This window comes from Rhodococcus sp. NPDC003348 (assembly GCF_053589375.1).
In genome coordinates this window covers 1-25,242 of sequence record NZ_JBSFRT010000065.1, presented here as the reverse complement: position 1 = coordinate 25,242, position 25,242 = coordinate 1, and the positions used below count along the sequence as shown (strand labels likewise).

Sequence of the window (25,242 nt, the reverse complement as noted above, 5' to 3'; positions counted from 1 at the left end):
GCTGTCGTCCGGTCGGACGACAGCCCCGCACAGGGGGAGCAGAGGTGCGTCTAGCTCGTACGGACCTTCAGCCCGGGGTTGGCGCCGAGGATCGCGTTGACCGGGGTCGCGAACAGCTGCGGGCTGTCGCCGAGGACGGTGGTCACGACGGCGGCGAGCTCGCAGAACTTCAGGTCGCCCACGTTGGACGCGCTGGAGATGCCGAGGGCGCGGTCGCCGGTGACGATGGTGCCGCCGCTGTCGCCCTGCAGGGCGCAGATGTTCGCGGAGAAGCCGCCCCGCAGGGTGCGGGTGCCGACGTCCACGGTCTGGTTCACTGCGTTGATGGTGCCGCAGGTGAAGCCGGTGGTCAGGCCGGACTTGCAGACCGGGGCGCCGACGACGGGGTCGGCGGTGCCGGTGATGCGCAGCGGGGAGCGGCCGGGGACGCGGACCAGGTTGTTCTGGAATCGGGGGGCGGCGTCGTTGTCGATGCGGATGATCGAGTAGTCGAGGCCGTCGAGGTTGGTGCGGGCAAATGTGCCGATGTGCGCGCCGAAGACGCCCTCGCTGGGCATCTGGAACACGTTGGTGCCGGGTGCGCCGCGGTTCGGGTCGCAGTGCCCGGCGGAGATGTTCACCGCATTGCCGGAGCCGTCGGTGCCGTTGAAGCCGAGGGAGCAGCGGAACGCGCCGGCCGAGTTCTCCGCGGCGTACGAGTCGCCACCGAACATCGCGTCCGCCGGGGCACCGCCGTTGTCCGCGGCCGCCGGGGCCACCGAGCCGAGCGCCGGCTGCAGCGCGAGGACCGCGCCCTGCAGGAAGTCGGGGATCTCGAAGCCCGCGACGTTGACGGTGTCCGACACCCGCAGCACGAGGTTGTTGTTCACGACGTCGACGGCGGCACCACTAACCAGTCCGGACAGCGGCTGCGGCAGCGTGGAGATCCAGTCCTGCGCCTTCGTCAGCTGATCCTGCAGGGCGCGTTCGCTGCGGGGCAGGTCCTTGACCGTGTACCCGGCCTCCTCGACGGCCTTGCGGGCGGCGTCGGCGTCGGGGCCGGACGCCAGACCGATGAGCGGGGTGCCCTTCGGATCCAGCCAGGCACCGGCGAAGGTGTCCGGGAACTTGGCGCGCAGTTCGTTCGCGAACGTGACCAGCTTCTGGCCGGCCTCCGCCTTCGCCAGGTACTCCTGCGGGCTGAGCCCCAGATCGCGCTGCACCGCCGTGATCAGATCCTCGGGGAGGGCGGTGACCGGCTCGGGAGCCGGGTCGGCGTGAGCGAAAGCGGGAGCGAGCAGGAGCAGGGCGGCCGAGCCGATCATCGCGGCGCGGCGCGCGCGGATGCTGCGCATGGGGACCTTCCGGGTCGGGGCACGCGGGCATGCCGTTGGGCATGAGGACACGACCCGATCGCGCTCGGCGGCCGAGTCGAATGCCCATGACTATATGGCCTGCGACGGGGTCGCCGCACCGTCTCACCCAATTCGGCCGGGATGTCCGGATCAGATGTCCGAAATGCCGTGGACAGGGGCGAAACCACGAGCGGCCGCACCGGAATCGATCCGGTGCGGCCGCTCGTGCCGTGCGTGGGTGTTGCGGGTCAGGCCGCCTCCACCCGCACCCGCAGGTCGTGGCCGAGGGTGGCGTTGGCGCGGTCGACGATGCTTTCGATCGGGATGCCGATGCTCGCGGTACCGCCGTCGAGAGCCAGCACCAGGTTCGCCTCCGTGCAGTTCGGGGCGCCGCTCGCGTTCGAGCCGGACGTGATGCCCAGCGCGCGGGTGCCGGTCAGGATCGCGCCGCCGCTGTCGCCGCTGAGTGTGCAGGTCGACCCCGCGAAGCCGCGGACCAGGCGGGTGGACCCGTCCATCATCTCCAGCGGCGCGTCCACCGAGTCTGCGAGCACGATCCCGCAGGTGAACGTCGACGACTGACCCGACTTGCAGATCGGGGCGCCCACCACCGGGCGGGCGGTGCCGGTGACCTTGACGGTGGTCCCGTTCGCGCCGCGGACGGTCGGCTGGTCGAGGCCCGCCTCGACCCCGGCGCGGTTCAGCTTGATCACCGAGTAGTCGAGGCCGTCGGCGTCGATGCCCATCTCGGAGTGCTCGAACGTGCCGACCTGCGGGCTGCGGCCCACCTCCGTCGCGTTCGGCACGTACACCGGGGACCCGGCGCCCACGCCGGCCTGCTCCTGGCTGGGGTCGCAGTGCCCGGCGCTGAGGTTGTAGGAGGCGCCGTCGCCGCCCACGGCGTTGAAGCCGAACGAGCAGACCCCGATCTCCTCCGGCGGTGTGGTCGCCGTGAGCGGCCGTGCGGTGGTGACGTAGGTGTCGCCGCCCTGCGGGCGCGGATCGACCGGGCCGCCGCGGTCGGGGGAGAGGATCACCTTCAGGCCGGCGAGCAGCGTCGGCAGGTTCAGCGCCTGTCCGACCGGGCTGTTCACCACGTCGATGACGACCTGATTGTTCAGCACGTCGATCGACGTGGAGTTGATCTGCGAGGACACGTCCTTCGGCAGTGCGGTGATCCACTGGTTCAGCTGCGCCCGCGCACCCTCGAGCTGCTGCTCGGACACCGCCGCGATGTGCGTGTCGTACCCGTCGAGGGCCACCTTCCGCGCCGCCTCGGTGGAGGTGACGGCGACGACCGGCCGCCCGTCGGCCGCGATCCACGTCCCGGCGAAGGTGTGCGGCGTCGATGCCCTCAGCTCGTCTGCGTAGGTGCCCAGCCGCTGCGCGAGTTCGGCGCGCTCGAGGTACTGCTGCGGCGTCAGCTTCAGGTCCCGGCCGATGGCCTCGACGAGTTCGGGGGGAAGCTGTTGCACCTGCTTCTCGGTCACCAGGGGTTCACGCGGCGCGGCGTGCGCGAGCGCGCTGACCGGGAGCAGTGAGACAGAGGCCAGGATGGCGGCGCGCAGCGCCAGCGGCAGACGCATGAAAACCCTTCTGGAGGCGGTTCGGTCGGGGGAGCGCGCCCCACCATAGGGGAAACCGTCGGGTCGTGTCCTCAGTCGCAGGTGGCAGAGTTCCTGGTCAGGGATTCTCGGTGCCTTCGGTCTCCGGTTCCGGCTCCGGCTCCGGTTCGGGCTCGGTGGTCGTGGTGGTGGTCGTCGTCGTGTCGTCCGTCGTGGTGGTCTCCTCCGGCGGGGTGGTGTCCTCCGGCTCGGTGGTGGTCTTCGTGGTCGTCACCGGACGCGTCGTGGTCGCCACCGGCGGCGGGAGAGCCACGGTCGTCGTCACCGGCGCGGCGGTCCGGGTCGGCGGCGCCGTGGTCGGCGCGACGGTGTCGACCTCGATTTCGGTGGTGGTCGCGACCGGCGGCGGGGTCGTCGCCCGCGTCGTCGTGACGGCCCGCGCCGACGTGGTGAGCGGATCGAGATGCGGCAGCGGGGTGCCCGGGGTGTCACCCGAGCGCGACATCGTCACCGCACCGGCGATCGCCGCCACGACGAGCGCCGCGCCCACCCCGGCGGCAACCATGACCAGCCGATTGCGTGCGGGGGCCTGCGCGGCCGGTGTCACCGCCGCCGCCGGCTGCACCGTGCTGCCGGGTCCGGCCTCGGTGAACGCCGTCGGCGTCGCCGGGGTAGGTACCACGGGCAGTGAGTCGGTGTCCGCATCCCCGCTGACGTCGACACCGGGGCCCGCCGACGCGACCGTCGCAGCGGCCGCGCCGAGAGCGGCACCGCCGGCGGTGCCCGACCGACCGGCACCGCCGGCGGCGAGAATCGCCGCGCCCTGCACCGTTGCCACATTCGGGTGCGGGGCGACCGTCGCCGGCGCCGGCAACGCACCGGTCAACTCGGACAGCAGGGGCATCGCGGCGCCCCCGCCGGTCAGCAGCACGGTGTGCAGTGCCGACGGCGCGAGTTCGTGGGCACGCAGCGTCTCCTCGACCAGCGACAGTGCACCCTCGAGCGGCCCCCGCAACATCTCGTCCAGGTCGGCTCGTGTGAGCGTCACCGCGGCTGCCGCACCGCCGACGGTCACGTCGATCGTCGTCTCGTCGATCGACGACAGCTGTTCCTTCGCGGTGCGACACCCCACGTGCAGCCGTTCGACGTCGGCACGGACGCCCGGATCGGCCGGGTCGAGCGGGCCGAGGTCCGCCGCGGCGGTGCCGAGGACGTGCTCGGCGATCGTGCGGTCGAAGCTGTCACCGCCGAACAAAGAGGAGAAGGTCGACGGCGGCAGCAGCCGCGGCTCGGCGCCCGTCCGAACCAGAGAGACCGTCAGCCCGGCGGCGGCGAAATCGCACACCGCGACCACCGACTCTCCCGTCGCGCCGTGCGCCGCCTCGAACCAGCGCACCGCCGCGACCGCGTCCGGCGTCAGCGACACCGCAGCAAGCCCGGCCCGGTCGAACGCGGCACGCTGTGCGGCGACGGTCGTGTCGTCCCATCGGGCCGGGTGGATGGCGACCACGGTCGGGTCGGCGGGCAGGCCCGGGAACTGCCGGACCGCCGTCGCGAGCAGGCTCGCCGTCGCGGTCGCCACCAGATCCTCGGCCAGATACACCGTGCCGTCGGCGGCGGTGACGCCGTCGGGGTCGCCCACGCGGGAGGCGAACCCGCTCAGCACGCCCGGCTCGCCGGCCGGGGCGCCGAGCGTCGCCGCGGTCGCGGACACCCGCAGGGTCGCCGGCTCCACCAGCACCGGCGGATCGGTCAGCGGCGCGTCCGAGGACTGCACGACCGCGATCGCCTCGGTGTCGCCGACGCCGAGGCCGATACCGTGCCCGACCGCCATTTCTCGTGTCCCCTCTGTCCGTGTGCCCGACGGGTCAGAGTAGCGGCCGAGGGTTCCCCGGTGCAGGTCACCGCGTTAGCGTTGAATGATGACGCGTTCCCAAGGGGATGTGACCGCGTTCCAGCGCCTGATGCGCAGAACCTCCGAGACCCGGCTGGTGGCGTGGGCGAACACCAGGGTGCTGCGATGGCACCACATCGACCGCGCGGTCTTCCGGTTGACCAACGGCCGCAAGACGGTGTCCGGGGCGCTCAGCGGATCTCCGTTGCTGATGCTCACCACCACCGGCGCCAGGAGCGGGGTCCGCCGCACCGTGCCCGTGCTCGGGCTGCCGGACGGCGATCGGTGGGTGGTGATCGCATCGAACTATGCCCGCCAGGCCAACCCGTCCTGGTACCACAATCTGCGCGCATGCCCCGACGCCACCATGACCCTCGCGGGCAGCCCGCCGCGGGCCGTGCGGGCCCACGAGGCGGTCGGCGCCGAACGCGATCGCCTGTGGGCACTCGGCGTGCGGACGTTTCCGCCGTGGGCCCGCTACGAGCGGCAGGTCACCGGGCGGCGGATACCCATCATGGTGCTCGAGTCGGCCGGCGGTCGGGCGCCGGAGTGACGGTGCCGACCGTCCCGAATGCCGATCGATCTCTTCTGAATCCCGCTCCACCGCGCTCGCTTCGGGAAGCGGGGACCGGTCCGCGGGCCTAGGCTCTGATGCACCCGTCGTACGCGCGTGGGAGGAAGCGGGGCCCGCGACCTTGGAGCATCGATGAGTGTGCCTGTTCCCCAGCAGCTTCTGCGGCCGCTCGACGTGGCCGCGTTGTTCCTCATGATCACCGCGGGACCGGACCGGGCCGACGCGGATGCGGTCGCCGCGGTGGCCGCCGACGTGGGAGCGCTGGTGCGCGCGGTCGGATTTCGGGACCAGCAGGGTTCGCTGCACTGCGTGGTCGGCGTCGGCTCCGAGTTCTGGGACCGGCTCGGGCGCTCGTCCCGGCCCGCGGAACTGCACCCGTTCGTTCCGCTGTGCGGTCCCGTGCACCAGGCCCCCGCGACCGCGGGGGACGTGCTGTTCCACATCCAGGCGTCGCGGGCCGACCTGTGCTTCGAACTGGGGCGGCTCATCCGCTCCGCGCTCGGGAGCTCGGCCACGGTGGTCGACGCCGTCAGCGGATTCCGCTACTTCGACGCCCGCGACCTGCTCGGCTTCGTCGACGGCACCGAGAACCCCAGCGGCACGGGCGCGGTCGCCGCGGCCCTGATCGGGGACGAGGATCCCGAATTCTCCGGGGGCAGTTACGTCATCGTGCAGAAGTACCTGCACGACCTCGACGCATGGGGTGCCCTGTCCTCCGACGAGCAGGAGCGGGTGATCGGCCGGACCAAGCTCGACAACGTCGAACTGGACGACAAGCCGTCGAACTCGCACGTGGCACTGAACACGCTCGTCGACGCCGACGGCACCGAACGAGAGATCCTGCGCGCCAACATGCCGTTCGGCAGTCTCGACGACGGCGAGTTCGGCACCTACTTCATCGGGTACGCCCGCTCGCCCGCGGTCACCGAGGAGATGCTGCGGCACATGTTCCTCGGCGACCCGCCCGGCAACCACGACCGCATCCTCGACTTCTCGGTGGCGACGACCGGGGCGCTGTTCTTCGTGCCGAGCGTCGATCTTCTCGAATCCCTGGCCACCTCCGAGCCCGCGGCCGCGGAGGCGGCGCCGGCCGACACCCCGACCCGGTACGCACTCTCCCTCGACATCGGAGACCTCAAAGGAGTGACCCAATGACCGACTCGACCAACCTCCACCGCCAGCTCGCCCCCGTGACCGCGGCCGCGTGGCAGCAGATCGGGGAGGAGGCATCCCGCACGTTCAAACGCCACGTCGCGGGCCGGCGCGTGGTGGACGTGACAGGGCCGCACGGCTACGCGTACTCGGCGCACAACCTCGGCAGGGTCAGGTCGATCAGTGTGTCCGACGAGCGGATTCGCGCGCAGTTGCGCGAGGTGCACCCGCTGGTCGAGTTGCGTTTCCCGTTCACACTCAGCCGCGCGGAGATCGACGACGTCGAGCGCGGCGCACTGGACTCGGACTGGCAGCCGGTCAAGGACGCGGCCAAGGCGATCGCGTTCGCCGAGGACCGCGCGGTGTTCGCCGGATACGAGGAGGCCGGGATCCGCGGACTCGGACCGTCGTCGTCCAACCCGGTGCTCGCCCTCCCCACCGACCCGCTGGCGGTACCCGACGCGGTGGTCTCGGCGCTGACGGCGCTGCGGCTGGCCGGCGTCGAGGGACCGTACGCGGTGGTGCTGGACGCCGACGCGTACACCGCCGTCAGCGAGACCCGCGACGAGGGACATCCCGTCTTCCACCACCTCAAGGACCTCGTCGACGACATCGTCTGGGCGCCGGCCGTCCAGGGCGGGTACGTCCTGTCCACCCGCGGCGGCGACAACCAGCTGACCCTCGGCGTCGACCTGTCCATCGGCTACGACAGTCACACCGCCACCGAGGTGACGTTGTATCTCGAGGAGTCGCTGACCTTTTCGTCGCTGACGGCGGAGGCGGCGGTGGTGCTCGCCCCGTGAGGCCACGGGCCGACACCGTGCGCGAGGGGGCTGCGGTCTTCAGATCGGGTCGGGACGGTGTTAGCGTCGGATGATGGCGCGCACCTATCGGGACGCGAACCTCTTCCAGCGGGCCGTGCGCGCGTCCGGCGCGACGGCACCGATGTCGTGGCTGTATGCCCGGACGCTCCACCGCATCGACGGCCCGGTGTTCCGAATGACCCACGGGCGAACGACATTGAGCAGCCTGCTCACCGGATTGCCGGTGGTGATGCTGACGGCCACGGGTGCCCGGACCGGCGCCCCGCGCACCGTGCCGCTCCTCGGAGTGCCGGACGGGGACCGGTTGGTGGTGATCGCATCGAACTACGGCCGGCCCGGGAACCCGGCCTGGTACCGCAACCTCCGCAAGCAGCCCGCCGCAACGGTCACGGTCGTGGGCGGGTCGCCGCGGCCGGTGCGCGCCCACCAGGTCGAGGGAGCCGAACGCGAGCGGCTCTGGGCGCGCGACCTCGAGGTCTATCCGGGCCGGGCCCACTACGCCGAACGGGCCGCAGGCCGCCGGATCCCCGTGATGGTGCTCGAGTTCGTGGGCGACGGTGACCCTACTTCGGGTTGACGCTCACGACCTTGCAGACGAAGTCCTCGAACTTCTTCAGCCAGTCGGTGACGAACGCCGCGGTGGACTGGTCGGTGATCTCCCCGTCCTCGTTGATCAGGCCCTCGGTGAACTGGATGTACGCCTCGGGCTGGGCGAGTTCCGGGGAGTTCACGAACGACAGAACGCTGCGCAGGTGCTGCTGGGCGACGGCGGTGCCGATCTTGCCGGGAGAGGTGCCGATCACCGCGGACGGCTTGTGCGCGAACGAGTTCTGGCCCCACGGCCGCGACCCCCAGTCGATCGCGTTCTTGAGTGACCCGGGGATGGACCGGTTGTACTCGGGGGTGACGAAGATCAGCGCGTCGACCGCGGCGATCGACTTCTTGAACGCGACACCCTCCGCCGGGTAGTCGGCATCGTAATCGTGGTTGTAGAGGGGCAGATTCCCGATCGGGATCTCCTGCAGCTCGAGGTTGGTGTCAGTGCTGAGCCGGTGCAGCGCCTTGGCGAGCCTGCGGTTGATCGACACCCTGGACAGACTGCCGATGAACACGCCAACCTGGTACGACATCGGGGCCGCCTTTCGCCGATCACGTCGGGAACTTCGGATACCACCTTCAGTACGGTGTCCGAGCCTACGCGCCGTGCCCCATCGCCCGCAGCATGGAGAGCATCTCCGCCCGCGACTGCGCACCGAGACGGCGCCGGATCCGGGCCACGTGGTGCTCGACGGTCTTCGCGGAGATGAACAGCCGTGCCCCGATGTCCCGGTAGGTCAACCCCGTCACCAGCAGGCGCGCGACGTCGGATTCGCGCTCGGTGAGCGTGGCACCCATCTCCCGCGTGCCCGCCGGGGCACCCACCGGTGCGGGAACGGGTCGCAGTGACCGCGCCACCTGAAGCAGCGCCGTCGCGGTCGCGGTGTCCGTCACCCGCAACGCGGCCTCGCTGGCGAGTCGCGCGCCGTCCCACGGCAGCCCGATCGTCCCGAGTGCCACGGCCGCCTTCTCCACCTCCTCGGCGTCGGTCTCGCCCTGCAGCACCCGGAGCCAGGCGCGGCCCGCGCGAGCGAGTCCCGCGGCATGGGAACTGGTTTCGGCGGCGACACCGAGTGCGTGCGCGTGCGGCACGAGGTCGGCAGGAGACTCGGTGAGGATCGCGGCCTGCACGCCGTACCAGTGCAGCGGGGCGCCCCACAGGGTCGGCTCGCCGAGTCGGGTCAGCAGGTCCCGCGCCTGATCCACCAGGTGCGCCACCCGGTCGGTCTCCGCGAGTCGTGCTGCCCCGAGCCACAATTCGCCCAGCGGAAGCAGGCTCAGCAGGTCCACCGAGTGCTCCGCGACCACGGTCTGGGCGCCGTCCCAGGACTGGCGAAGCGACCCGATGTCGCCGGTCCGGCGGGCAATGCCGACCCGCAGCGCGGCCGCGAACAGCGCGTCGCGGGGGCGCAACCCGGTCGCGTCGAGGGCGTCGACGGTACGGGCGGCCGCATCCAGATCGCCCTGCAGCATCGACACCCAGGCCGTCAACAGCAGGTGGCGGTCGCGGACGAGGTCTCCGTCGACGTCGGTCTCCACCGCGCGTGCCAGCACGGACCGGGCGCGGCCCAGTTCGCCGCAGTGCAGCGCCGCGAGCGCGGTCAGCGCCGCGCCGCTGTCGGGCAGCAGGCGGGCGCGGGACACGTTGGCGGACAGGGACACCCCGCGGGTGAGGGAGTTCAGCGCGATCGGGGCGGAACCGTCGAGTGACTGTCGCAGCCCCTGCGCGAGCAGGGCCTCCGCGGCCGTCGACGACGTGGGAGGGGCGTCCGTGACCCCGCGTGCGGCGGCGGCCGCCGATTCGGGGCGTCCGGCCGCGAGCAGCACGATCTCGGCGATCGGCCGGTCGGTGCCCATCCGGTCCGGGCCCAACCACTCGTACAGGTCGGCGCTGCGCACCAGCATGCCCTGGTGCGCGGCGACGCCGGCCGCGACGCGGACGGCGGCGGCGAGGTCCGCGGGCGGGGTGACCGCCGCCCGCTCGAGCAGGGTGTCCGCGAGGCGGGCGGCGGTGTCGAGGTCGCCCGCCAGGGCTGCGGCCTCGGCCCGGCGCAGTGCCAGCGCATCCGCGTCCGCGCCCGCCCACACCGCCTCCTCGTAGAGGGCGGTGGCCAACCGTGGCCGGGCGAGGTCGCCCTGGGCGCACAGGAATTCGGCCAGCACGGGGTCGCTGACGCCGGCAGCCGCGAAGGCGCGGGCCGCCGCCACGTCCAGGGTGCCGAGGTCGCACTTGGCGTGCAACGCCGCCACGTGCAGCGCGGTCACCCGCTGCGGTCCCAGTGCCGTCCGCAGTGGCTCGCACGCCGAGGCCAGCAGCGTGTCGGCCTGCTGCAGCAGGCCGCAGCCGCGGGCCCGGTCCACCAGGTCCCGCCCTGCGTCCGCGCTCAGGGTGAGCGTTCGGGACAACTCGGAGGCGTCCAGTCCGGCGCCGACGGTTGCAACGGTCAACGCGCACAGCAGGTCCGGGTCGAGCCCGGCGAGCACCTCGGCGTGGCAGGTGGCGACCGCGGACGCAATCGTCCGGTCCGCCCCGGTCGGGGCCGGCGCGCCGCTCAGGGCCGTCAGGGTCGCGTCCACGTAACGCGGCAGCCCCCCGGTCAGGCGATGGATCAGACCCACGAGCTGGTTCGGAAGAGACGCTCCGAGAACGGTTTCCGCGAGTGCCGCGATCTCCCGGGTGGTCAGGACTCCCAACGGCACGGTGCCGTCGAGTGCCGCAGTAAGGGTGCGCAGCGCGGGATTGGCGGTACGGGGCTCGGCGGCGACCACGACGGTCACGTCCGGGCGGGCGGCCAGCGCGGTCAGTGCATCCAACGCCGCGGTGGGCAACAGGTGCGCGTCGTCGACGACCACCGCGCTGCCCGGATCCGGATCGACGGTCGTGGTCGTGAGGACCGGCCCCGGAACCCTTTCGCGCACCAGGGCAAGCAGGGCCGATTTCCCGGTGCCCGAGACCCCGCGCACCAGCAGGTGCGGGTGTCCGGTTCGGATGCCGTCGAGCAGGGCCCGGACGGCGGGTGTCGCGACAGCGGGCGCGGGACGCGTCAACTGGGCCGGCATTCTCGTCTCCCTCACGTCTTCTCTCGTACTCGCCGTGTCCTAGTTGCCCAGCAGTCCGCCGACGACGCCGCCGACGGCGTTGCCGACACCCCCGACCACGCCCCCGACACCGTTCACGACGCCCCCGACGCCCTGGCCGACTCCGCCCACCACTTCTCCGACGCCCGCGCCGACGCCGCTGGCGGCTTCGCCCACGCCCTGGCCGACACCGGTCGCGACCTCACCGCCGCCACCCCCGGGGGCGGGTGCGGGAGCCGGAGCAGGTGCGGGCGCGGGGCTCTGCGCCTCGGGAGCAGCGGGGGCCGGTGCGGGCGCCGCTGCCGCCGCGGACTGCTCACCGGGGAGGGGCGCGGGGGCCGGGGCCGATGCGCCGGGTGTGCCGGCGACGGTGACCGCCTGCGCCGCGCGGGGGGCGGCGGTGGAGCCGTTCGCGGTCGCGGCGGTCGGGTCCACCGCGACCGATCCGGGGGTGGCCCCGGAGGTGGTGCTGTTCGAAACCGATTCCGGAACACCGGTTCCGGCGGAGGTCCGTGGGGCGGTGACGCCGCTGGTGGGTTGCGAATCGGCGGTCGAGGAGAATGTGCCGGTGCCCAGCGACAAGCCGCCTGCGGTGAGGGCGACGATCGCTGCGGCGGCCGCGGAGACCAGTCCCGCCTTCTTCGCGGTGCTCAGCCCCCCGGCGTGGCGGGAGGCGGCGACGGTGACGGGCGTCGGTGCGGTCGGGGCGGCGACCTCGTCGCCCAGCGCCGCGCCGAGCACAGCGAACGCGGCCGTGTCGCGGGCCGCCGGCGTCGCGGCGGCCCGATCCGATGCCAGCATCGCCGCCCCGGCCGCGGAGGTCGACACCGGGTTCGTATCCGCAACCACGGGCAATCGCAGTGCCGCTGAGAGCAACTCGGTGACCAGGGGGATGGCAGAGCTGCCGCCGACGAGCAGGACCAACCCGATGTCGGACAGTTCGAGACCGGCGCCGCGTACCGCCTCGTGCACCAGGTTCACCGAATCGGCGAGCGGTTCGCGGATCAGGTCCTCGAGCTCCTCGCGGACCAACCGGACGTCGCTGTGCACCCCGGGCAGGTCGACGGTGATGACGGTGGCGGTGTCCGACGACAGCGCCTCCTTCGCGGTCCGGCACCGGGCCCGCAGCTCGGTCAGCGCGGCCACCGACGCGGGGTCGAACGGGTCCAGACCGTCCGTGCCGCCCGCCATCCCATCGAGCACGTAACGCATTGTGGCGTGGTCGAACTCGGCTCCCGAATAGTCCTCGGACCGCAGCGGGATGCCCAGGATCTCGGGGTGCTCGCCCGGCCCGAGCACCGTCACGTCGAGCGAGCCCGCCCCGAGGTCGTAGACCACGACCGGCGCGTCGGCCGATCCCGGGCGGGTGCGCTGCAGCCAGGCCAGCGCCGTCACCGGCTCGGGGACGAGGGTGACGTCCGGCAGGCCGGCGCGGTCCAGAGCGGCGGCGAGGACGTCGGCCTGGTAGCCGGACCACGCAGCCGGGTGCGCGGCGACGACGGCATCCGCGGCCGGGAGCGAATCGGCGAGGCTGCGCATGGTGGCGGCGACCAGGTCCTCGCCGGTGTGCGCGGTGCCGTCGTCGGAGATCAACGCCACCGGGTCACCGACGCGGTTCGCGTACCCCGTGACCACGGCCCCGTGCGGGTGGCCCGAAGCAGGCAGCAGGGTCGCACCGTCGTCGGCGAGCACCAGTGCGGTCGGCGCGACGACGGCGGTGCCGTCAGAGTGCACGACGGCGGTGCCGTCCGGGTGCGCGGCGGTGCCGTCCGAGTGTGCGGTGATGTCGGTGACGGCCACCGCATGCATCGAACCGACGGTCAGTCCGAGTCCTGTCGCCATGGTCTTCTCCCGTGTCGTTGGGGGCGGTCGTCCGTGCGCCCCCGAGGGGGCCGATTCCGGGGTCCCAGGGGGCGGCCACACGGGGTCGCCGATGTTTGCTCTGTCGTAAGAAAAGCCGGTTCCGTTACCGATTGCACGCCCATATCCGCAGTTGAGGGACCTTTCCCCTATACCGTCGAGATCCCCTATGTCCCCCGCCCCCAGGCGGCCCGCGCAAAGGGGGGAGTTGACCCCGTTGGGCAGGCGCAGGCCGCTGCCTAGCGTCGGAAGGGTCACTTTCCATGTGGATCGCGCTGTCGCTCCACCGACACGTCAGGAGTCCGACATGGCCACGAATGCGCTGCTCGATTTCATCCTCAGCCTGCTGCGCGACGACGAGGCGCGGGCCGCGTACTGCGCGAACCCCGACGCGGTGCTCGCGGCCGCCGGCCTCGGCGACGTCTGCCACGCCGACATCGCCGCGGTGGCGCCGCTGGTGGCCGAGTCCGGTCTGTTCGCCGGCGCCGGCACCGAGTTGACGAGCATCCTCGCTGCCGGCGGTGACGCGGGCGGCGCGCTCGGCGGGGCCCTCGCCGGTGGATTGGGCGGCGGTCTGGGAGCCGGCCTCGGCGGCGGCCTTGGGCTGGGTGCCGGCGCGGGGCTCGGCCTCGGTGCGGCGGTCGGCGGCGACCTCGGTGGCGGTCTCGACCTCGGTGCCGATCTCGGTGCCGCGCTCAGCGCGGCGCTCGGCGCGGCCCTGCAGATCGGTGGCCAGATCGGTGCCGATCTCGGTGCCGCGCTCGGTGCGGCCCTGAACGTGTCCGGCGGGCTCGGTGGTGGTCTGGACGTGGGCGGCGCCCTCGACCTCGGAACCTCCGTCGCCGCCGCCCTGGGCGGCGCCCTCGGTGTCGGTGGCGACCTGACGGCCGACCTCGGCGCGGCCCTCGGTGGCGCGCTCGGTGCGGTCACCGACATCGATCTCGGTCTCGGTGGTGATCTGGACCTGAGTTCGGTGCTCGGAGCCGCGTTCGGCGTGGGCGGCGACCTGGGCGCGAACCTCGGTGCCACGCTCGGTGGCGTCCTCGGCGGGGCCGTCGGCGTCGGCGGCGGGATCGGCGCCGAGTTGGCGTCCGCACTGACCGGTGGACTCGACCTCGGAGCCGGACTGGGGGCGGCTCTCGGGGGTGCGCTCGGCGTCGGCGGCGAGCTGTCCACGGTCCTCGGTGGTGCGCTCGACACCGCCCTCGGCCTGGGCGGCGGACTCGGTGCCGAACTGTCGGGCCTGCTCGGCGGCGGCGTCGGTGGGGTCCTCGACGTCGCGGGTGACCTCGGTGGCGCGCTCGGCGGCGACCTGACCGCCGCACTGAGCACCGCACTCGGTGGCGCGCTCGGTGCCGGCGGCGAGATCGGCGCGGACCTCGGTGGTGCGCTCGGCGGCGTGCTCGGCGCGCTGGTGAACGCGGGCGGTGGCCTCGATCTCGACAGCACCCTCGGGCTGGGCGGCGACCTGGCCGGTGCGCTCGGCGGTGCCCTCGGACTCGGTGGCGGCGTGACCGCGGAGCTGGGGACGGCACTCGACGCGGCACTGGGCGCAGGCGGACTGCTGGACCTAGCCGGCGGCCTCGGTGGTGGGCTGGGCGCGACCCTGAGCACGGCGCTGAGCGGCGCGCTCGGTGCCGGTGGCGGGATCGGCGCGGACCTCGGTGGCGCACTCGGCGGCGTCCTGGGTGGGGCTCTCGGTGCCGGCGGCGGACTCGGCGGCGCGCTGGACGCCGCGCTCGGGGGCGGCCTCGATCTGGGTGGCGCGCTGAGCACCGCTCTCGGCGGTGCGCTCGATCTCGACAGCACCCTCGTCGGCGACCTCGGTGGGGCCCTCGGCGGTGCGCTCGGCGCAGGCGGGCTGACCGAGCTCGACTTGTCGGGTCTGCTCGGCGGCGGCCTGGACGCCGGTGTGGGTGTCGACCTGAGCAGTGTTCTCGGCGCCGCGCTCGGCGCGGACGGCGCACTCGGCGGCCAGCTCGGTGCGGCCCTCGGGACCGCACTGGACGGCGCCCTCGGCGGCGAGGCGGGCCTCGGTGGCCTGCTCGGGGCCGAGGGCGGACTCGGCGGCGCCGTCAGCTCCGCGCTCGGTGGGGCGCTCGGCGTCGACAGCGCGCTGACCGGCGACCTGGGGGCGGCACTGAACGGTGCCCTCGACGTCGTCGACCTGGAAGCGGCCGCCGGTGGCGGTCTGGTCGGCGTGCTCGAGAGCGCGTTCGGCGTCGGTGGCGAGGCCGGATCCGATCTCGGCGCCGCGCTCGGAGGGGTGCTCGGTGCCGGCCTCGGTGGCGACCTCGCCACCGACCTTGATCTCGCAGGTGGTGCCGGGGTGAACCTCGGCGCCGCGCTGGGCGGCGCCCTCGGCGCGGGCGGGGAGGCCGGGGCCGGTCTCGGTGCCGCGCTCGAATCCGTGCTTGGCCTCGGTGGCGGCCTCACCACCGGACTGGACGGGCTGCTCGGTGCGACCGGGACCGTCGGCGGCGTCGTCGACGCGGGTACCGGTCTCGCCGGATCCCTCGGCACCGCGCTGGGAGGCACGGTCGAGGCGGGCGGCACCGCAGGCGCCGACCTGAACACCGCGCTCACCGGCGCCGCGAACGGCGGAATCGACACCCTCGCCGGGCTCGGTGGGGGGCTCACCGCCGGCCTCGGCGGCGGCCTCGGGGGACTGATCGACGCGGGCACCGGGCTCGGCACCGACCTCTCCGGGACGCTGCACACCGCGGCCGACGCGGGTGCGGGGCTCGGTGGCGCGGTGTCCGGTCTCGCCGACGCGGGCGCGGGGCTCGACGGTGCGGTCTCCGGTCTCGCCGGCGCAGGTGCGGGGCTCGGTGGCGCGGTGTCCGGGCTCGCCGGCGCGGGCGCGGGTCTCACCTCCGGACTCGACGTGGCCGCGGGCCTCGGTGGCGGGTTCGCCGGCGACGTGACGGGCGGTGCGTCCGGTGCGGGCGCGGTGTCCGGTTCGGGCGGTGTCGACGCCGGCGGATCGGGAACCGCTGCTGCATCCGGTGTTTCGACGGCCGGCGCGAGCGCCGAGTCCGGCCTCGTCGGCGACCTCACCTCCGGCCTGCACGGTGCGGCCGCGGGGGCGTCCAACGCGTGGACGTCGCTCGACGCCTCGCACGCCTTCGGGGCCGAGACCTCCGCCACCGACAGCGGTCTGTTCTCGAACACCGGCGACAGCCTGTTCGGGGAGGACCACACCGTCGTCGACCCGCACGTCGACGAGGGCACCTCGCTGGTGGACCCGCTGCACCACTGAGTGCCCCCGCACCCGTCCCTGTAACGGAATCGGCCCCGCACACGGTAGACAGTTGTGCGGGGCCGGTCTTCGCGGAGAGAAGTGTGAGTCGGGTTCATGGACAACGCATCCGGTACGACGATGCCGCCCACCGAGGCCCCCGCTGCTGCGGGGCAGCTCGTCGGCCTGCTGGACGAGGTCGGGGCGATAGCCCGCGCCGCGGGCCGCGCAGACCTGGGCACCCGTCTCGCCGGTGCCCGCAGCCGCCTCGTCGACCCGCGGATGCGCGTCGTCGTGGTCGGACAGCTCAAGCAGGGCAAGAGCCAGCTCGTGAACGCGCTGCTCAACCTGAACATCTGCTCGGTCGGCGACGACGAGACGACCGCCGTCGCGACGGTGGTGCAGAACGCGCAGTCCCCGTCCGCCGAACTGGTACTCGCCGAACCCGGACTCGACCCGGTGCGCGTGCCGGTCCCGATCGACGAGCTCGCCGCGCTGACACCGACGACCCCCCTCGCCGGTGGCCGGGAGGTGCTGCGGGTCGAGGTGAACGTGCCCAGTCCACTGCTCGCCGACGGTCTCGTCCTGGTCGACACGCCGGGCGTCGGCGGACACGGAAATCCGCACGCGGCAAGCACACTCGGCCTGCTCACCGCGGCCGACGCGGTGCTGGTGCTCTCCGACGCCAGCCAGGAGTTCACCGAACCCGAACTGGCGTTCCTCCGGCAGGTCCGTGCACTGTGCCCGGCGGTCGCGTGTCTGGTCAGCAAGACCGACCTGCACCCGCACTGGCGGGAGATCGTCGACGCCGACCACGGGCACCTGGACCGGGCCGGGTTGGAGGTGCCGCTGATCCCGGTGTCGTCCCTGCTGCGCACGCACGCGCTGCGGCTGCAGGATGCGGACCTGAATGCCGAGTCCGGGTTCGCCGCACTGTACGACTTCCTGCGTGAGCAGGTGCGCACTCGCACGGAGGCCGCCACCCGCCGGTCCGTCGCTCTCGACGTCCGGTCCGCGGCCGAGCATCTCACCCTCACCCTCGGCAGCGAGCTTGCGGCCCTGCGGGATCCGGCCAAGGGCGCCGCGGCCGTCGCGGAACTGCAGAAGGCGAAGGCGGTGGCCGAGGAACTGCAGAAGAAGTCCTCGCTGTGGCAGCAGACGCTCGCCGACGGCATCGCGGACCTCGCGGCCGACATCGACCACGACCTGCGCGACCGGTTGCGGCGCGTCACGAGGGAGGCCGAGGAGACCGTCGACGACGGCGACCCCGGCAAGGACTGGCCGCAGTTGGGGGAGTGGCTGCAGCAGCAGGTCGCCACCTCGATCGGCGACAACTTCGTGTGGGCGCACGACCGTTCCGTGTGGCTGGCGGAGGTGGTCGCCGGGCACTTCGCCGACTCCGGCGCCGTCGCGCTGCCCCACCTCGACGTCGCGGACCTCGACGGTGTGCTCGAACCCGTTGCCGCACTGTCGGATCTGGAGTCCGGTCGGATCGGCATAACCCAGAAGGTGCTGGTGGGGATGCGCGGCTCGTACGGCGGTGTGCTGATGTTCGGCCTGATCACCACCATGATGGGCATGGCGTTGGTGAACCCGATCTCGGTCGGCGCCGGTCTGCTGCTCGGCACCAAGGCGTACCGGGAGGACCGCCAGGGCCGAGTCCTCAAGCGCCGCAGCGAGGCCAAGATGGCCATCCGCCGGTTCGTCGACGACGTCAGTTTCCAGGTGAGCAAGGAGTCGAAGGACCGCCTGCGGCTGATCCAACGGGCACTGCGCGACCACTTCTCCGCGATCGCGGAACAGACGCTGCGCTCGCTCGGCGAGTCGCTGCGCGGGGCTCAGGAGGCCGCGAACCTGGCCAGTGCGCAGCGCACCCGCCGGATCGCCGAGATCGAGGAACAGATGCGCGTCCTCGCCCACGTCCGAGCGGCAGTCGCGGAGGTCGGTGCGTGAGCGCCACTGCGCTGGCCACTGCCCGGGACCTGATCGGCGCCGCCCGAGGGGTCTCGGGCACGGGTGCGCGCGCCCAACTCGACGACTGCGCCCGCCGACTGGAGGAGCCGCTGCGGGTCGCGCTGGCCGGCTCGCTGAAGGCCGGGAAGTCAACGCTGCTCAATTCGATTGTCGGACAGGACATCGCTCCCACCGACGCCACCGAGTGCACCCGGGTGGTGACGTGGTACCGCAGCGGCGCCACCCCCACCGTCACCGCCCGGTACGGCCACGACCACACCGTCAACGTGCCGGTGCAGCGACGCGACGGCAGCCTCACCTTCGACCTCGGCGAGCTGACCGCGTCCGAGGTGGACCGGCTCGAGGTGGAATGGCCGGCGCGGGCGCTGCAGCACACCACCATCATCGACACCCCCGGCACCTCGTCGCTGTCGAAGGACGTTTCCGCCCGCACCCTGCGGATGCTGACCCCGGAGGGCGGGGCGTCCGGGGCGGACGCGGTGGTGTACCTGCTGCGCAACCTCGGTGCGTCCGACGTGCAGTTCCTCGGGCAGATCGGCGCGCACGTCGGCGGCGAGTCCGGCCCGCTCGGCGTCGTCGGCGTGGTGTCCCGGGCCGACGAGGTCGGCGCGGGCCGGATCGACGCGATGACGTCCGCGAAGGACGTCGCGGCCCGGTTCGCCGGTGAACTCGAACGCACCGGACTGTGCCAGGCCGTCGTCCCCGTCGCCGGACTGCTCGCGCTCGGTGCCCGCACCCTGAGGCAGAGCGAGTACGAGGCATTCCGTGCGCTCGCCTCCGTTCCGGCCGACGACCTCCAGGTCGCGATGCTGTCCGCGGACCGGTTCGCCCGCCCCGACAGCCCGCTTCCCGTCTCCGCCGAACTCCGCACCCAGCTCGCACATCGATTCGGGCTGTTCGGTATTCGGCTGGCGGTCGCGCTGATCAAGCTCGGCACCGCGGACTCGCCGTCACTCGCCGCCGAACTCGTCGAACGCAGCGGACTGAACGAACTGCGCCAGGTCATCGACGTCCAGTTCGGGCAGCGCGCCGACCAGTTGAAGGCGCACTCGGCGCTGCTCGCGGTCGAGCGGGTGCTCGCCGTCGAACCGGGCGTCGACGCGGGGCGGGTCCTGGACGCGGTCAAGCGCACCCTGTCGGATGCGCACGGGTTCCAGGAGATTCGCCTCCTCGGCCGGCTCCGGTCCACGCCGTTGACCCTGTCGGAGGACGACGCCGTGCACCTGCAACGGTTGATCGGCGGGTACGGCATCGCGGCCTCCGCGCGGCTCGGGCTCGAACCCGATGCCGCAGTCGCCCGACAACGCGACCTCGCGCTCGGCGCCGTCCGCTACTGGCGCACCCGGGCGGAGCACCCCCTCGTCGACCGGTTCACCGCACGTGCCTGCGCGGTCGCCGCCCGCAGCGCCGAAGGGGTCCTCGCCGACCTGCGGTGACCGCGTCCTGCCCGAGGGCGCCGGACGGGTGTCGAGCAGCCGCCGCCCTGGACGAAACGTGGCACACCCTTTACCTCGCGATGGGTGTTACTCTGCAGCCGAATTCAGTTGCCACTCAGGTAAATAAGCGTTTCACATGCCAATTCAGGGTTCGCTGTCGAGTGGCTGATCTTCGTGAACTCTGGCCTTTCGGTCGGAGCAACCTCCTTCGGGTTGGTGGTGGTCGGGTCCGCCGCGGGAGGTCGTGGCGGTCGGGGCGTGCGACTGGTGCTCGCAGGCGTCGTGATGAGCGCGGCGGTCAGCGCGATGCACTACACCGGGATGTGGGCGATCCGTATCCAGGGTTCGATCGACCACGATTCGGGCCTGGTGATCGCGTCGATCGTGATAGGTGTGGTCGCCGCGACCGCGGCGTTGTGGTTCTCGCAGGTGGCGAATCGATGGTTCCTGCAGGTGCCTGCGGCGCTGGTGATGGGTCTGGCGGTGGTGTCGTTGCACTACACCGGGATGGCCGGTGTGCGGGTGCACGTGGACCCGAGCGCGCCCGAACCGACCGGAATGTCGGTGACGACGTTGCTGTTTCCCGCTTTCGGCATCGGCATGGTGGTCCTCGCTGCGGTGACCGTTGCGCTGATGGTTGCCAGTACGCAGGAGGAGCGCGATCTCGAGACGCAGATCGCCGAGTGGGAGACGCCCGCGCGGATGTAGACGGTCCGCGTCGACTGCACCGGTAGTCGTCGTTGCGCCGTTCGACGTCGTTTCGTCGCCCGGCGAGGAACACGGCCTTTCCGGTCAGGACCTCACGCGAATGCCGGTGCCACGAAACGCCGCACCAGCCGGCGTTCGGCGTCCGGGTCGGGCACCGGCCAGGACAGCAGCATCAGCACCACCCGCACCGTCCACTGCACACCCTCGTCGGATGGTGAGAGTCCGCTGAGGGTCGCGGACAGGGACCCGAGTTGTGGTGAACCGGCGAGGTGGTCGTCGACATCGCGGGTGCGCGATCCGCTGAACCAGCCGTGCAGGGCCGCGTCGCCGCGGACCGCCCGCACCGACGTGAGGATCGCTTCCACCACCCGGTCCGCCCCGTCCAGTCCGGCGACCGCCGCGGACACCTGACGCGCGACGTCGGTCGCCGCGCGGGCGAGGACCCCGTCGAGAATCGCCTGCCTGCCGCCGACGTGCCGGTACAGCGTCGCGCGGGAGCAGCCGGCCCGGTCCGCGACGGCGTCGACCGTGACCGCGTCGAATCCACGCTCGGCGAGCACCGCCGCCGCGGCGACGAGAATGCGCTCGGTGGCGGCGGTCCGCCGGGTCGATCCGGTGAGCCAGTCGGTGCGATCCGCCATCGAAATCTCCTGAAACCCGGGTGCCGAAACCGTCTCAGTGTGAGACGCCAGGCACCGATTCGTCCAGCCCGGTTCGCGCCCGGCCTGCGCGGACGCCGGCCGCGGTGAGACGCAGTGCGGCCCCTGCTGTCCCGCGGATTCTCACTTTCCGTCGAGGTCTTGACGGTGCCGATCCGTGGCTGCCACGGTGGCCCGGAACCGCAGGACAACGGGAGGGCCGCAGACGTGACCGACGCACCGACGATCGACGTGTTCGCCCCGGAGACGCTCGACGACCCGTACCCGCTGTACGCGCGGCTGCGGCGGGAGGCTCCGGTGTTCCGGATCCCCGGTACCCGCTTCCACCTGGTGTCCACCGCGGAGTTGGTCGCCGACGCCACCACTCGCACCGACGACTTCTCGTCGAACCTGACCGGCGCCCTCGCGCACGGGCCGATCGGGCCGGCGCCCTTCGACATGAGCGGGGACGGTCGCGCGGTTCACGTCCTCGCCACCGCCGACGACCCCGCCCACGCCGCGCACCGCAAACTCGTGCTGCCGACACTGGTGGCCAAGCGGATCCGTGCGCTGGAGCCGGAGATGCGCGCACTCGCGAACCGGTTGTGGAACGAGGGACTCCACGGCCGCCGCATCGACTGGGCCGCCGCGGTCGCCGACCGGTTGCCCATGACCATGGTCGCGCGGCTGATCGGTCTGCCCGAGGACGACGTGCCGCAGCTGCTGACCTGGTCCTACGACAGCACGGAGATGCTCAGCGGTGTGATCGGCGAGGCCGAACTGCCCCGGCTGACGGCCGCGGCGGCGCGGCTGACCGGCCACCTGTACACGACTTTCGAACGGGCGCAGCATGATCCGCACGGCAACCGTGATTGTCTGCTCGGCGACCTGGCCGGGGCGTGCGCGGCCGGCGCCCTGACCGTGGACGTGGCGGTCCTGATCCTGGTGCAACTGGTCGGCGCCGGAGGCGAGTCCACCGCCGGGCTGATCGGATCGTCGGCCCGCCTGCTCGCCGACCGTCCGCACCTGCAGGCGCGGCTTCGTGCGGACCCGGACCTGATCGCCCCGTTCCTCGACGAGGTGCTCCGGTTCGAGTCACCGTTCCGCGGGCACCACCGGCATGTCACCCGCGACACCACGCTCGGCGGCGTCCGGCTCGCCGCGGACGATCATCTGCTGCTGCTGTGGGGATCGGCCAACCGCGACCCCGCGGTGTTCGAGGATCCGGACGACGTGCGGCTGCACCGGCCGAACCTCAAGGCGCATCTGGCATTCGGTAAGGGCGCCCACTTCTGCGTCGGGGCGGCGCTGGCCCGCGCGGAGGCACAGATCGCGATCCGGATGCTGCTCGACCGCAGCGATCGCATCGAGCTGGTCGACGCGGCCTGGGCGCCGAGCCTGCTGGTGCGCAGGCACACCGAACTGCACCTGTCGGTGTGACCGTCAGCGCCGCCCGCGCAGCCAGTCCGTGACGGCGGGGGTGAAGAGCAATGCCACGCCAGCGATCACCAGGAGCACGTAGACCGTCGGCGCCCACTGCAGCACACCGCCCGTCGCGTCCGTCGCGTCGGCGAGCAGCGACCAGAACACGAACGCCGCCGCGACCGACGCCGCGCCGACGACCGCCAGCACGATCCGGCCGGCGGCCCGCCGTGCGCGCAACACCTGCAGCCCGATCAGGGCCGCCACGAACAGCACCGCGCCGACCGCCGCGCAGCCGAGCAGCGTCAGCGAGATCGCGTCCGCGATGTCCGCGCTGGAGGTGTCCGGGCTCTCCCCGGCGAGCGACGACTCGAGGGCGTCGCGGACGTCGGCGAGGTCGAGGGCGGTGGCGGCGGCGATCCCGATCAGCACCGCGAGCGAGGCGATCCAGCACCCGACCGCCGCCCGCAACGGTCGCGGTGTCGCGTCGCCGGTGGCGGGGCGGCGGGGTTCGACGTGGAACTCCGGTCGCGGGGGAGGCGGGCGGTGCGAGACCCCGGGGTGGCCGGTCGCGCCCGGGTCCTGCTCGCCTGTGTTGTCCATTCCGGGATCGTAGGCGTCCGCTCTGCGGGTCCCGGAGGATCCACGCCGGGGCGCCCGCCGATCCGGCCACGCGCCGCGCTCCCGCCGACCTCCCCTGGAGTGGTGGGGATCACATCGCGATGAAGCGCCCTGTCCGGGAACAAACCTGCGGGGGTGCCCGTTGACCCTCTCGACAGCCTTGAGTGTGGATGACTCAAGTTTGGCTTGACTCCCGAAACCGGGCATTGCAAACTTGAGCCTGTGCCACTCACTTAGGGTGAGGAAGCTGAGAAACACCAGCACGACAATCCGGCCGAACCCTGGCTGGAGTGCTGCAACACGTAGGAGGAATCACTATGGCTCGTGCGGTCGGTATCGACCTCGGGACCACCAACTCGGTCGTGGCAGTGCTCGAAGGCGGCGAGCCCGTAGTGGTCGCCAACTCCGAGGGCTCGCGCACCACCCCGTCGATCGTCGCCTTCGCCAAGAACGGCGAGGTGCTCGTCGGCCAGCCCGCGAAGAACCAGGCGGTCACCAACGTCGACCGCACGATCCGCTCGGTCAAGCGCCACATCGGCACCGACTGGACCGTCGCCATCGACGACAAGAAGTACACCTCGCAGGAGATCAGCGCGCGCACGCTGATGAAGCTCAAGCGCGACGCCGAGGCGTACCTCGGTGAGGAGATCACCGACGCCGTCATCACCGTCCCCGCCTACTTCGAGGACGCGCAGCGACAGGCCACCAAGGAAGCGGGCCAGATCGCCGGCCTGAACGTGCTCCGCATCGTCAACGAGCCCACCGCGGCCGCGCTGGCGTACGGCCTCGACAAGGGTGAGAAGGAGCAGACCATCCTGGTCTTCGACCTCGGTGGCGGCACCTTCGACGTGTCCCTGCTCGAGATCGGCGACGGTGTCGTCGAGGTCCGCGCGACCTCCGGTGACAACCACCTCGGCGGCGACGACTGGGACGAGCGCGTCGTCAACTGGCTCGTCGACAAGTTCAAGGCGTCCAGCGGCATCGACCTGACCAAGGACAAGATGGCCCTGCAGCGTCTGCGCGAGGCCGCGGAGAAGGCGAAGATCGAGCTGTCGTCCTCGCAGTCGACCTCCATCAACCTGCCCTACATCACCGTCGACGCGGACAAGAACCCGCTCTTCCTCGACGAGCAGCTCACCCGCGCCGAGTTCCAGAAGATCACCTCCGATCTGCTGGACCGCACCCGCGCACCGTTCCAGTCCGTCATCAAGGACGCGGGCATCTCCGTCGGCGACATCGACAACGTCGTGCTCGTCGGTGGCTCCACCCGCATGCCTGCCGTGTCCGACCTGGTGCGCGAGCTGACCGGTGGCCGTGAGCCCAACAAGGGCGTGAACCCGGACGAGGTCGTCGCCGTCGGCGCCGCCCTGCAGGCCGGCGTCCTCAAGGGCGAGGTCAAGGACGTGCTGCTCCTCGACGTCACCCCGCTGTCCCTCGGCATCGAGACCAAGGGTGGCGTGATGACCAAGCTCATCGAGCGCAACACCACCATCCCGACCAAGCGGTCCGAGACCTTCACCACTGCCGACGACAACCAGCCGTCCGTGCAGATCCAGGTCTTCCAGGGTGAGCGCGAGATCGCCTCGCACAACAAGCTCCTCGGCTCCTTCGAGCTCGCGGGCATCCCGCCGGCCCCGCGCGGCGTGCCGCAGATCGAGGTCACCTTCGACATCGACGCCAACGGCATCGTGCACGTCACCGCGAAGGACAAGGGCACCGGCAAGGAGAACACGATCAAGATCCAGGACGGCTCCGGCCTGTCCAAGGAGGAGATCGACCGGATGGTCAAGGACGCCGAGGCGCACGCCGAGGAGGACAAGGCCCGCCGCGAGGAGGCCGAGGTCCGCAACCAGGCCGAGTCGCTGGTGCACCAGACCGAGAAGTTCATCAAGGACAACGAGGACAAGGTCCCGGCCGACGTCAAGGAGAAGGTGCAGGCCGCGATCACCGAGGCCAACACCGCCCTGGCCGGCAGCGACATCGCCGCAGTCAAGTCCGCGGTCGAGAAGCTCGCCACCGAGTCCCAGGCACTGGGGCAGGCGATCTACGACGCGCAGGCCGCAGAGTCCGCCGCCGCCGGTGACGGTGCCGGCCCGGCCCAGGACGGCGACGTCGTCGACGCCGAGGTCGTGGACGAGCCGAGCGACCAGGACAAGAAGTGACGGCGGAGAACCCCGACCGCGAGTCGGCCGACGCGCCCGTCGTCGACGCCGACACCACCCCGGCCGCCGCTGACGCGGCGGGGCGGGCGCCCGCGGGGGACGGCGGGGCCCCGGGGGCGCAAGCCCAGCGGGGGGGGGAGGAGGGGAGGGGAGGGGGTGGGG

General features: G+C 72.3%; 18 protein-coding genes. 10 read left to right on the top strand and 8 right to left on the bottom strand.

The annotated features are described in order from the left end of the window. Positions 1 to 50: 50 nt before the first annotated feature. The 3 genes from ACWDU4_RS26970 to ACWDU4_RS26960 all read right to left on the bottom strand — a co-directional run bounded on the left by ACWDU4_RS26970 (position 51) and on the right by ACWDU4_RS26960 (position 4,733). The gene (locus ACWDU4_RS26970) at positions 51 to 1,334 is read right to left on the bottom strand and encodes a S1 family peptidase (protein ID WP_450117024.1); all 1,284 of its coding nucleotides are present in this window, start codon (positions 1,332 to 1,334) and stop codon (positions 51 to 53) included. Between the two features lie 248 nt (positions 1,335 to 1,582). Next, positions 1,583 to 2,920, bottom strand: coding sequence for a S1 family peptidase (locus ACWDU4_RS26965; protein ID WP_450117023.1), 1,338 nt, complete (start codon positions 2,918 to 2,920; stop codon positions 1,583 to 1,585). A gap of 97 nt (positions 2,921 to 3,017) precedes the next feature. Further along, positions 3,018 to 4,733 (bottom strand): Hsp70 family protein, encoded by a 1,716-nt coding sequence (locus ACWDU4_RS26960; protein WP_450117022.1) that lies wholly within the window; start codon positions 4,731 to 4,733, stop codon positions 3,018 to 3,020. Between the two features lie 88 nt (positions 4,734 to 4,821). Here ACWDU4_RS26960 and ACWDU4_RS26955 point away from each other — a divergent pair, with 88 nt between their 5' ends. The 4 genes from ACWDU4_RS26955 to ACWDU4_RS26940 all read left to right on the top strand — a co-directional run bounded on the left by ACWDU4_RS26955 (position 4,822) and on the right by ACWDU4_RS26940 (position 7,920). After that, entirely contained in the window at positions 4,822 to 5,346 is a 525-nt protein-coding gene (locus tag ACWDU4_RS26955) for a nitroreductase family deazaflavin-dependent oxidoreductase (RefSeq protein ID WP_450117021.1), read from the top strand. A 153-nt stretch (positions 5,347 to 5,499) separates the two neighbouring features. Beyond that, a complete protein-coding gene (locus tag ACWDU4_RS26950; RefSeq protein ID WP_450117020.1) occupies positions 5,500 to 6,522 on the top strand; it encodes a Dyp-type peroxidase in 1,023 nt (340 codons plus the stop codon). Beyond that, complete coding sequence (locus ACWDU4_RS26945; protein ID WP_450117019.1) at positions 6,519 to 7,322, top strand: family 1 encapsulin nanocompartment shell protein; 804 nt, start codon at positions 6,519 to 6,521, stop codon at positions 7,320 to 7,322. The genes ACWDU4_RS26950 and ACWDU4_RS26945 overlap by 4 nt, the downstream gene beginning before the upstream one ends. Before the next feature lie 73 nt (positions 7,323 to 7,395). Beyond that, on the top strand, positions 7,396 to 7,920 hold the full coding sequence (locus tag ACWDU4_RS26940) for a nitroreductase/quinone reductase family protein (protein WP_450117018.1): 525 nt from the start codon (positions 7,396 to 7,398) through the stop codon (positions 7,918 to 7,920). On the opposite strand, the gene ACWDU4_RS26935 is transcribed toward ACWDU4_RS26940, so the two are convergent. The 3 genes from ACWDU4_RS26935 to ACWDU4_RS26925 all read right to left on the bottom strand — a co-directional run bounded on the left by ACWDU4_RS26935 (position 7,907) and on the right by ACWDU4_RS26925 (position 12,860). Next, the gene (locus ACWDU4_RS26935; RefSeq protein ID WP_450117017.1) at positions 7,907 to 8,473 is read right to left on the bottom strand and encodes an NADPH-dependent FMN reductase; all 567 of its coding nucleotides are present in this window, start codon (positions 8,471 to 8,473) and stop codon (positions 7,907 to 7,909) included. The two genes, ACWDU4_RS26940 and ACWDU4_RS26935, sit on opposite strands and share 14 nt — an antisense overlap. A gap of 64 nt (positions 8,474 to 8,537) precedes the next feature. Further along, complete coding sequence (locus ACWDU4_RS26930) at positions 8,538 to 11,000, bottom strand: LuxR C-terminal-related transcriptional regulator (protein WP_450117016.1); 2,463 nt, start codon at positions 10,998 to 11,000, stop codon at positions 8,538 to 8,540. A gap of 39 nt (positions 11,001 to 11,039) precedes the next feature. Then, positions 11,040 to 12,860: an Hsp70 family protein gene (locus ACWDU4_RS26925; protein WP_450117015.1), complete on the bottom strand. Its 1,821-nt coding sequence runs from the start codon at positions 12,858 to 12,860 to the stop codon at positions 11,040 to 11,042. Positions 12,861 to 13,185: 325 nt separating this feature from the next. Between ACWDU4_RS26925 and ACWDU4_RS26920 the strand changes: the two genes are divergently transcribed. The 4 genes from ACWDU4_RS26920 to ACWDU4_RS26905 all read left to right on the top strand — a co-directional run bounded on the left by ACWDU4_RS26920 (position 13,186) and on the right by ACWDU4_RS26905 (position 20,237). Beyond that, positions 13,186 to 16,140, top strand: a complete 2,955-nt coding sequence (locus ACWDU4_RS26920) for an IniB N-terminal domain-containing protein (protein WP_450117014.1) — start codon at positions 13,186 to 13,188, stop codon at positions 16,138 to 16,140. A gap of 120 nt (positions 16,141 to 16,260) precedes the next feature. Continuing rightward, the gene (locus tag ACWDU4_RS26915) at positions 16,261 to 18,072 is read left to right on the top strand and encodes a dynamin family protein (protein ID WP_450117025.1); all 1,812 of its coding nucleotides are present in this window, start codon (positions 16,261 to 16,263) and stop codon (positions 18,070 to 18,072) included. Further along, on the top strand, positions 18,069 to 19,529 hold the full coding sequence (locus tag ACWDU4_RS26910; protein ID WP_450117013.1) for a dynamin family protein: 1,461 nt from the start codon (positions 18,069 to 18,071) through the stop codon (positions 19,527 to 19,529). The genes ACWDU4_RS26915 and ACWDU4_RS26910 overlap by 4 nt, the downstream gene beginning before the upstream one ends. Before the next feature lie 258 nt (positions 19,530 to 19,787). Next, positions 19,788 to 20,237: an MHYT domain-containing protein gene (locus tag ACWDU4_RS26905; protein WP_450117012.1), complete on the top strand. Its 450-nt coding sequence runs from the start codon at positions 19,788 to 19,790 to the stop codon at positions 20,235 to 20,237. 92 nt (positions 20,238 to 20,329) lie between these two features. Here ACWDU4_RS26905 and ACWDU4_RS26900 read toward each other — a convergent pair whose 3' ends face one another. Then, complete coding sequence (locus tag ACWDU4_RS26900) at positions 20,330 to 20,878, bottom strand: TetR/AcrR family transcriptional regulator (RefSeq protein ID WP_450117011.1); 549 nt, start codon at positions 20,876 to 20,878, stop codon at positions 20,330 to 20,332. A gap of 225 nt (positions 20,879 to 21,103) precedes the next feature. Here ACWDU4_RS26900 and ACWDU4_RS26895 point away from each other — a divergent pair, with 225 nt between their 5' ends. After that, entirely contained in the window at positions 21,104 to 22,315 is a 1,212-nt protein-coding gene (locus ACWDU4_RS26895; RefSeq protein WP_450117010.1) for a cytochrome P450, read from the top strand. Positions 22,316 to 22,318: 3 nt separating this feature from the next. Here ACWDU4_RS26895 and ACWDU4_RS26890 read toward each other — a convergent pair whose 3' ends face one another. Further along, positions 22,319 to 22,900: a hypothetical protein gene (locus ACWDU4_RS26890; RefSeq protein ID WP_450117009.1), complete on the bottom strand. Its 582-nt coding sequence runs from the start codon at positions 22,898 to 22,900 to the stop codon at positions 22,319 to 22,321. 335 nt (positions 22,901 to 23,235) lie between these two features. On the opposite strand from ACWDU4_RS26890, the gene dnaK reads away from it, so the two are divergent. Further along, positions 23,236 to 25,080: a molecular chaperone DnaK gene (gene dnaK, locus ACWDU4_RS26885; protein WP_450117008.1), complete on the top strand. Its 1,845-nt coding sequence runs from the start codon at positions 23,236 to 23,238 to the stop codon at positions 25,078 to 25,080. The last annotated feature ends 162 nt before the right edge of the window (positions 25,081 to 25,242 follow it).

Excerpts from the sequence above, each read along its gene's own strand:
- ACWDU4_RS26970 (WP_450117024.1), bottom strand. The coding sequence starts at position 1,334 with ATGCGCAGCATCCGCGCGCGCCGCGCCGCGATGATCGGCTCGGCCGCC.
- ACWDU4_RS26965 (WP_450117023.1), bottom strand. The coding sequence starts at position 2,920 with ATGCGTCTGCCGCTGGCGCTGCGCGCCGCCATCCTGGCCTCTGTCTCA.
- ACWDU4_RS26960 (WP_450117022.1), bottom strand. The coding sequence starts at position 4,733 with ATGGCGGTCGGGCACGGTATCGGCCTCGGCGTCGGCGACACCGAGGCG.
- ACWDU4_RS26955 (WP_450117021.1), top strand. The coding sequence starts at position 4,822 with ATGACGCGTTCCCAAGGGGATGTGACCGCGTTCCAGCGCCTGATGCGC.
- ACWDU4_RS26950 (WP_450117020.1), top strand. The coding sequence starts at position 5,500 with ATGAGTGTGCCTGTTCCCCAGCAGCTTCTGCGGCCGCTCGACGTGGCC.
- ACWDU4_RS26945 (WP_450117019.1), top strand. The coding sequence starts at position 6,519 with ATGACCGACTCGACCAACCTCCACCGCCAGCTCGCCCCCGTGACCGCG.
- ACWDU4_RS26940 (WP_450117018.1), top strand. The coding sequence starts at position 7,396 with ATGGCGCGCACCTATCGGGACGCGAACCTCTTCCAGCGGGCCGTGCGC.
- ACWDU4_RS26935 (WP_450117017.1), bottom strand. The coding sequence starts at position 8,473 with ATGTCGTACCAGGTTGGCGTGTTCATCGGCAGTCTGTCCAGGGTGTCG.
- ACWDU4_RS26930 (WP_450117016.1), bottom strand. The coding sequence starts at position 11,000 with ATGCCGGCCCAGTTGACGCGTCCCGCGCCCGCTGTCGCGACACCCGCC.
- ACWDU4_RS26925 (WP_450117015.1), bottom strand. The coding sequence starts at position 12,860 with ATGGCGACAGGACTCGGACTGACCGTCGGTTCGATGCATGCGGTGGCC.
- ACWDU4_RS26920 (WP_450117014.1), top strand. The coding sequence starts at position 13,186 with ATGGCCACGAATGCGCTGCTCGATTTCATCCTCAGCCTGCTGCGCGAC.
- ACWDU4_RS26915 (WP_450117025.1), top strand. The coding sequence starts at position 16,261 with ATGCCGCCCACCGAGGCCCCCGCTGCTGCGGGGCAGCTCGTCGGCCTG.
- ACWDU4_RS26900 (WP_450117011.1), bottom strand. The coding sequence starts at position 20,878 with ATGGCGGATCGCACCGACTGGCTCACCGGATCGACCCGGCGGACCGCC.
- ACWDU4_RS26890 (WP_450117009.1), bottom strand. The coding sequence starts at position 22,900 with ATGGACAACACAGGCGAGCAGGACCCGGGCGCGACCGGCCACCCCGGG.
- dnaK (WP_450117008.1), top strand. The coding sequence starts at position 23,236 with ATGGCTCGTGCGGTCGGTATCGACCTCGGGACCACCAACTCGGTCGTG.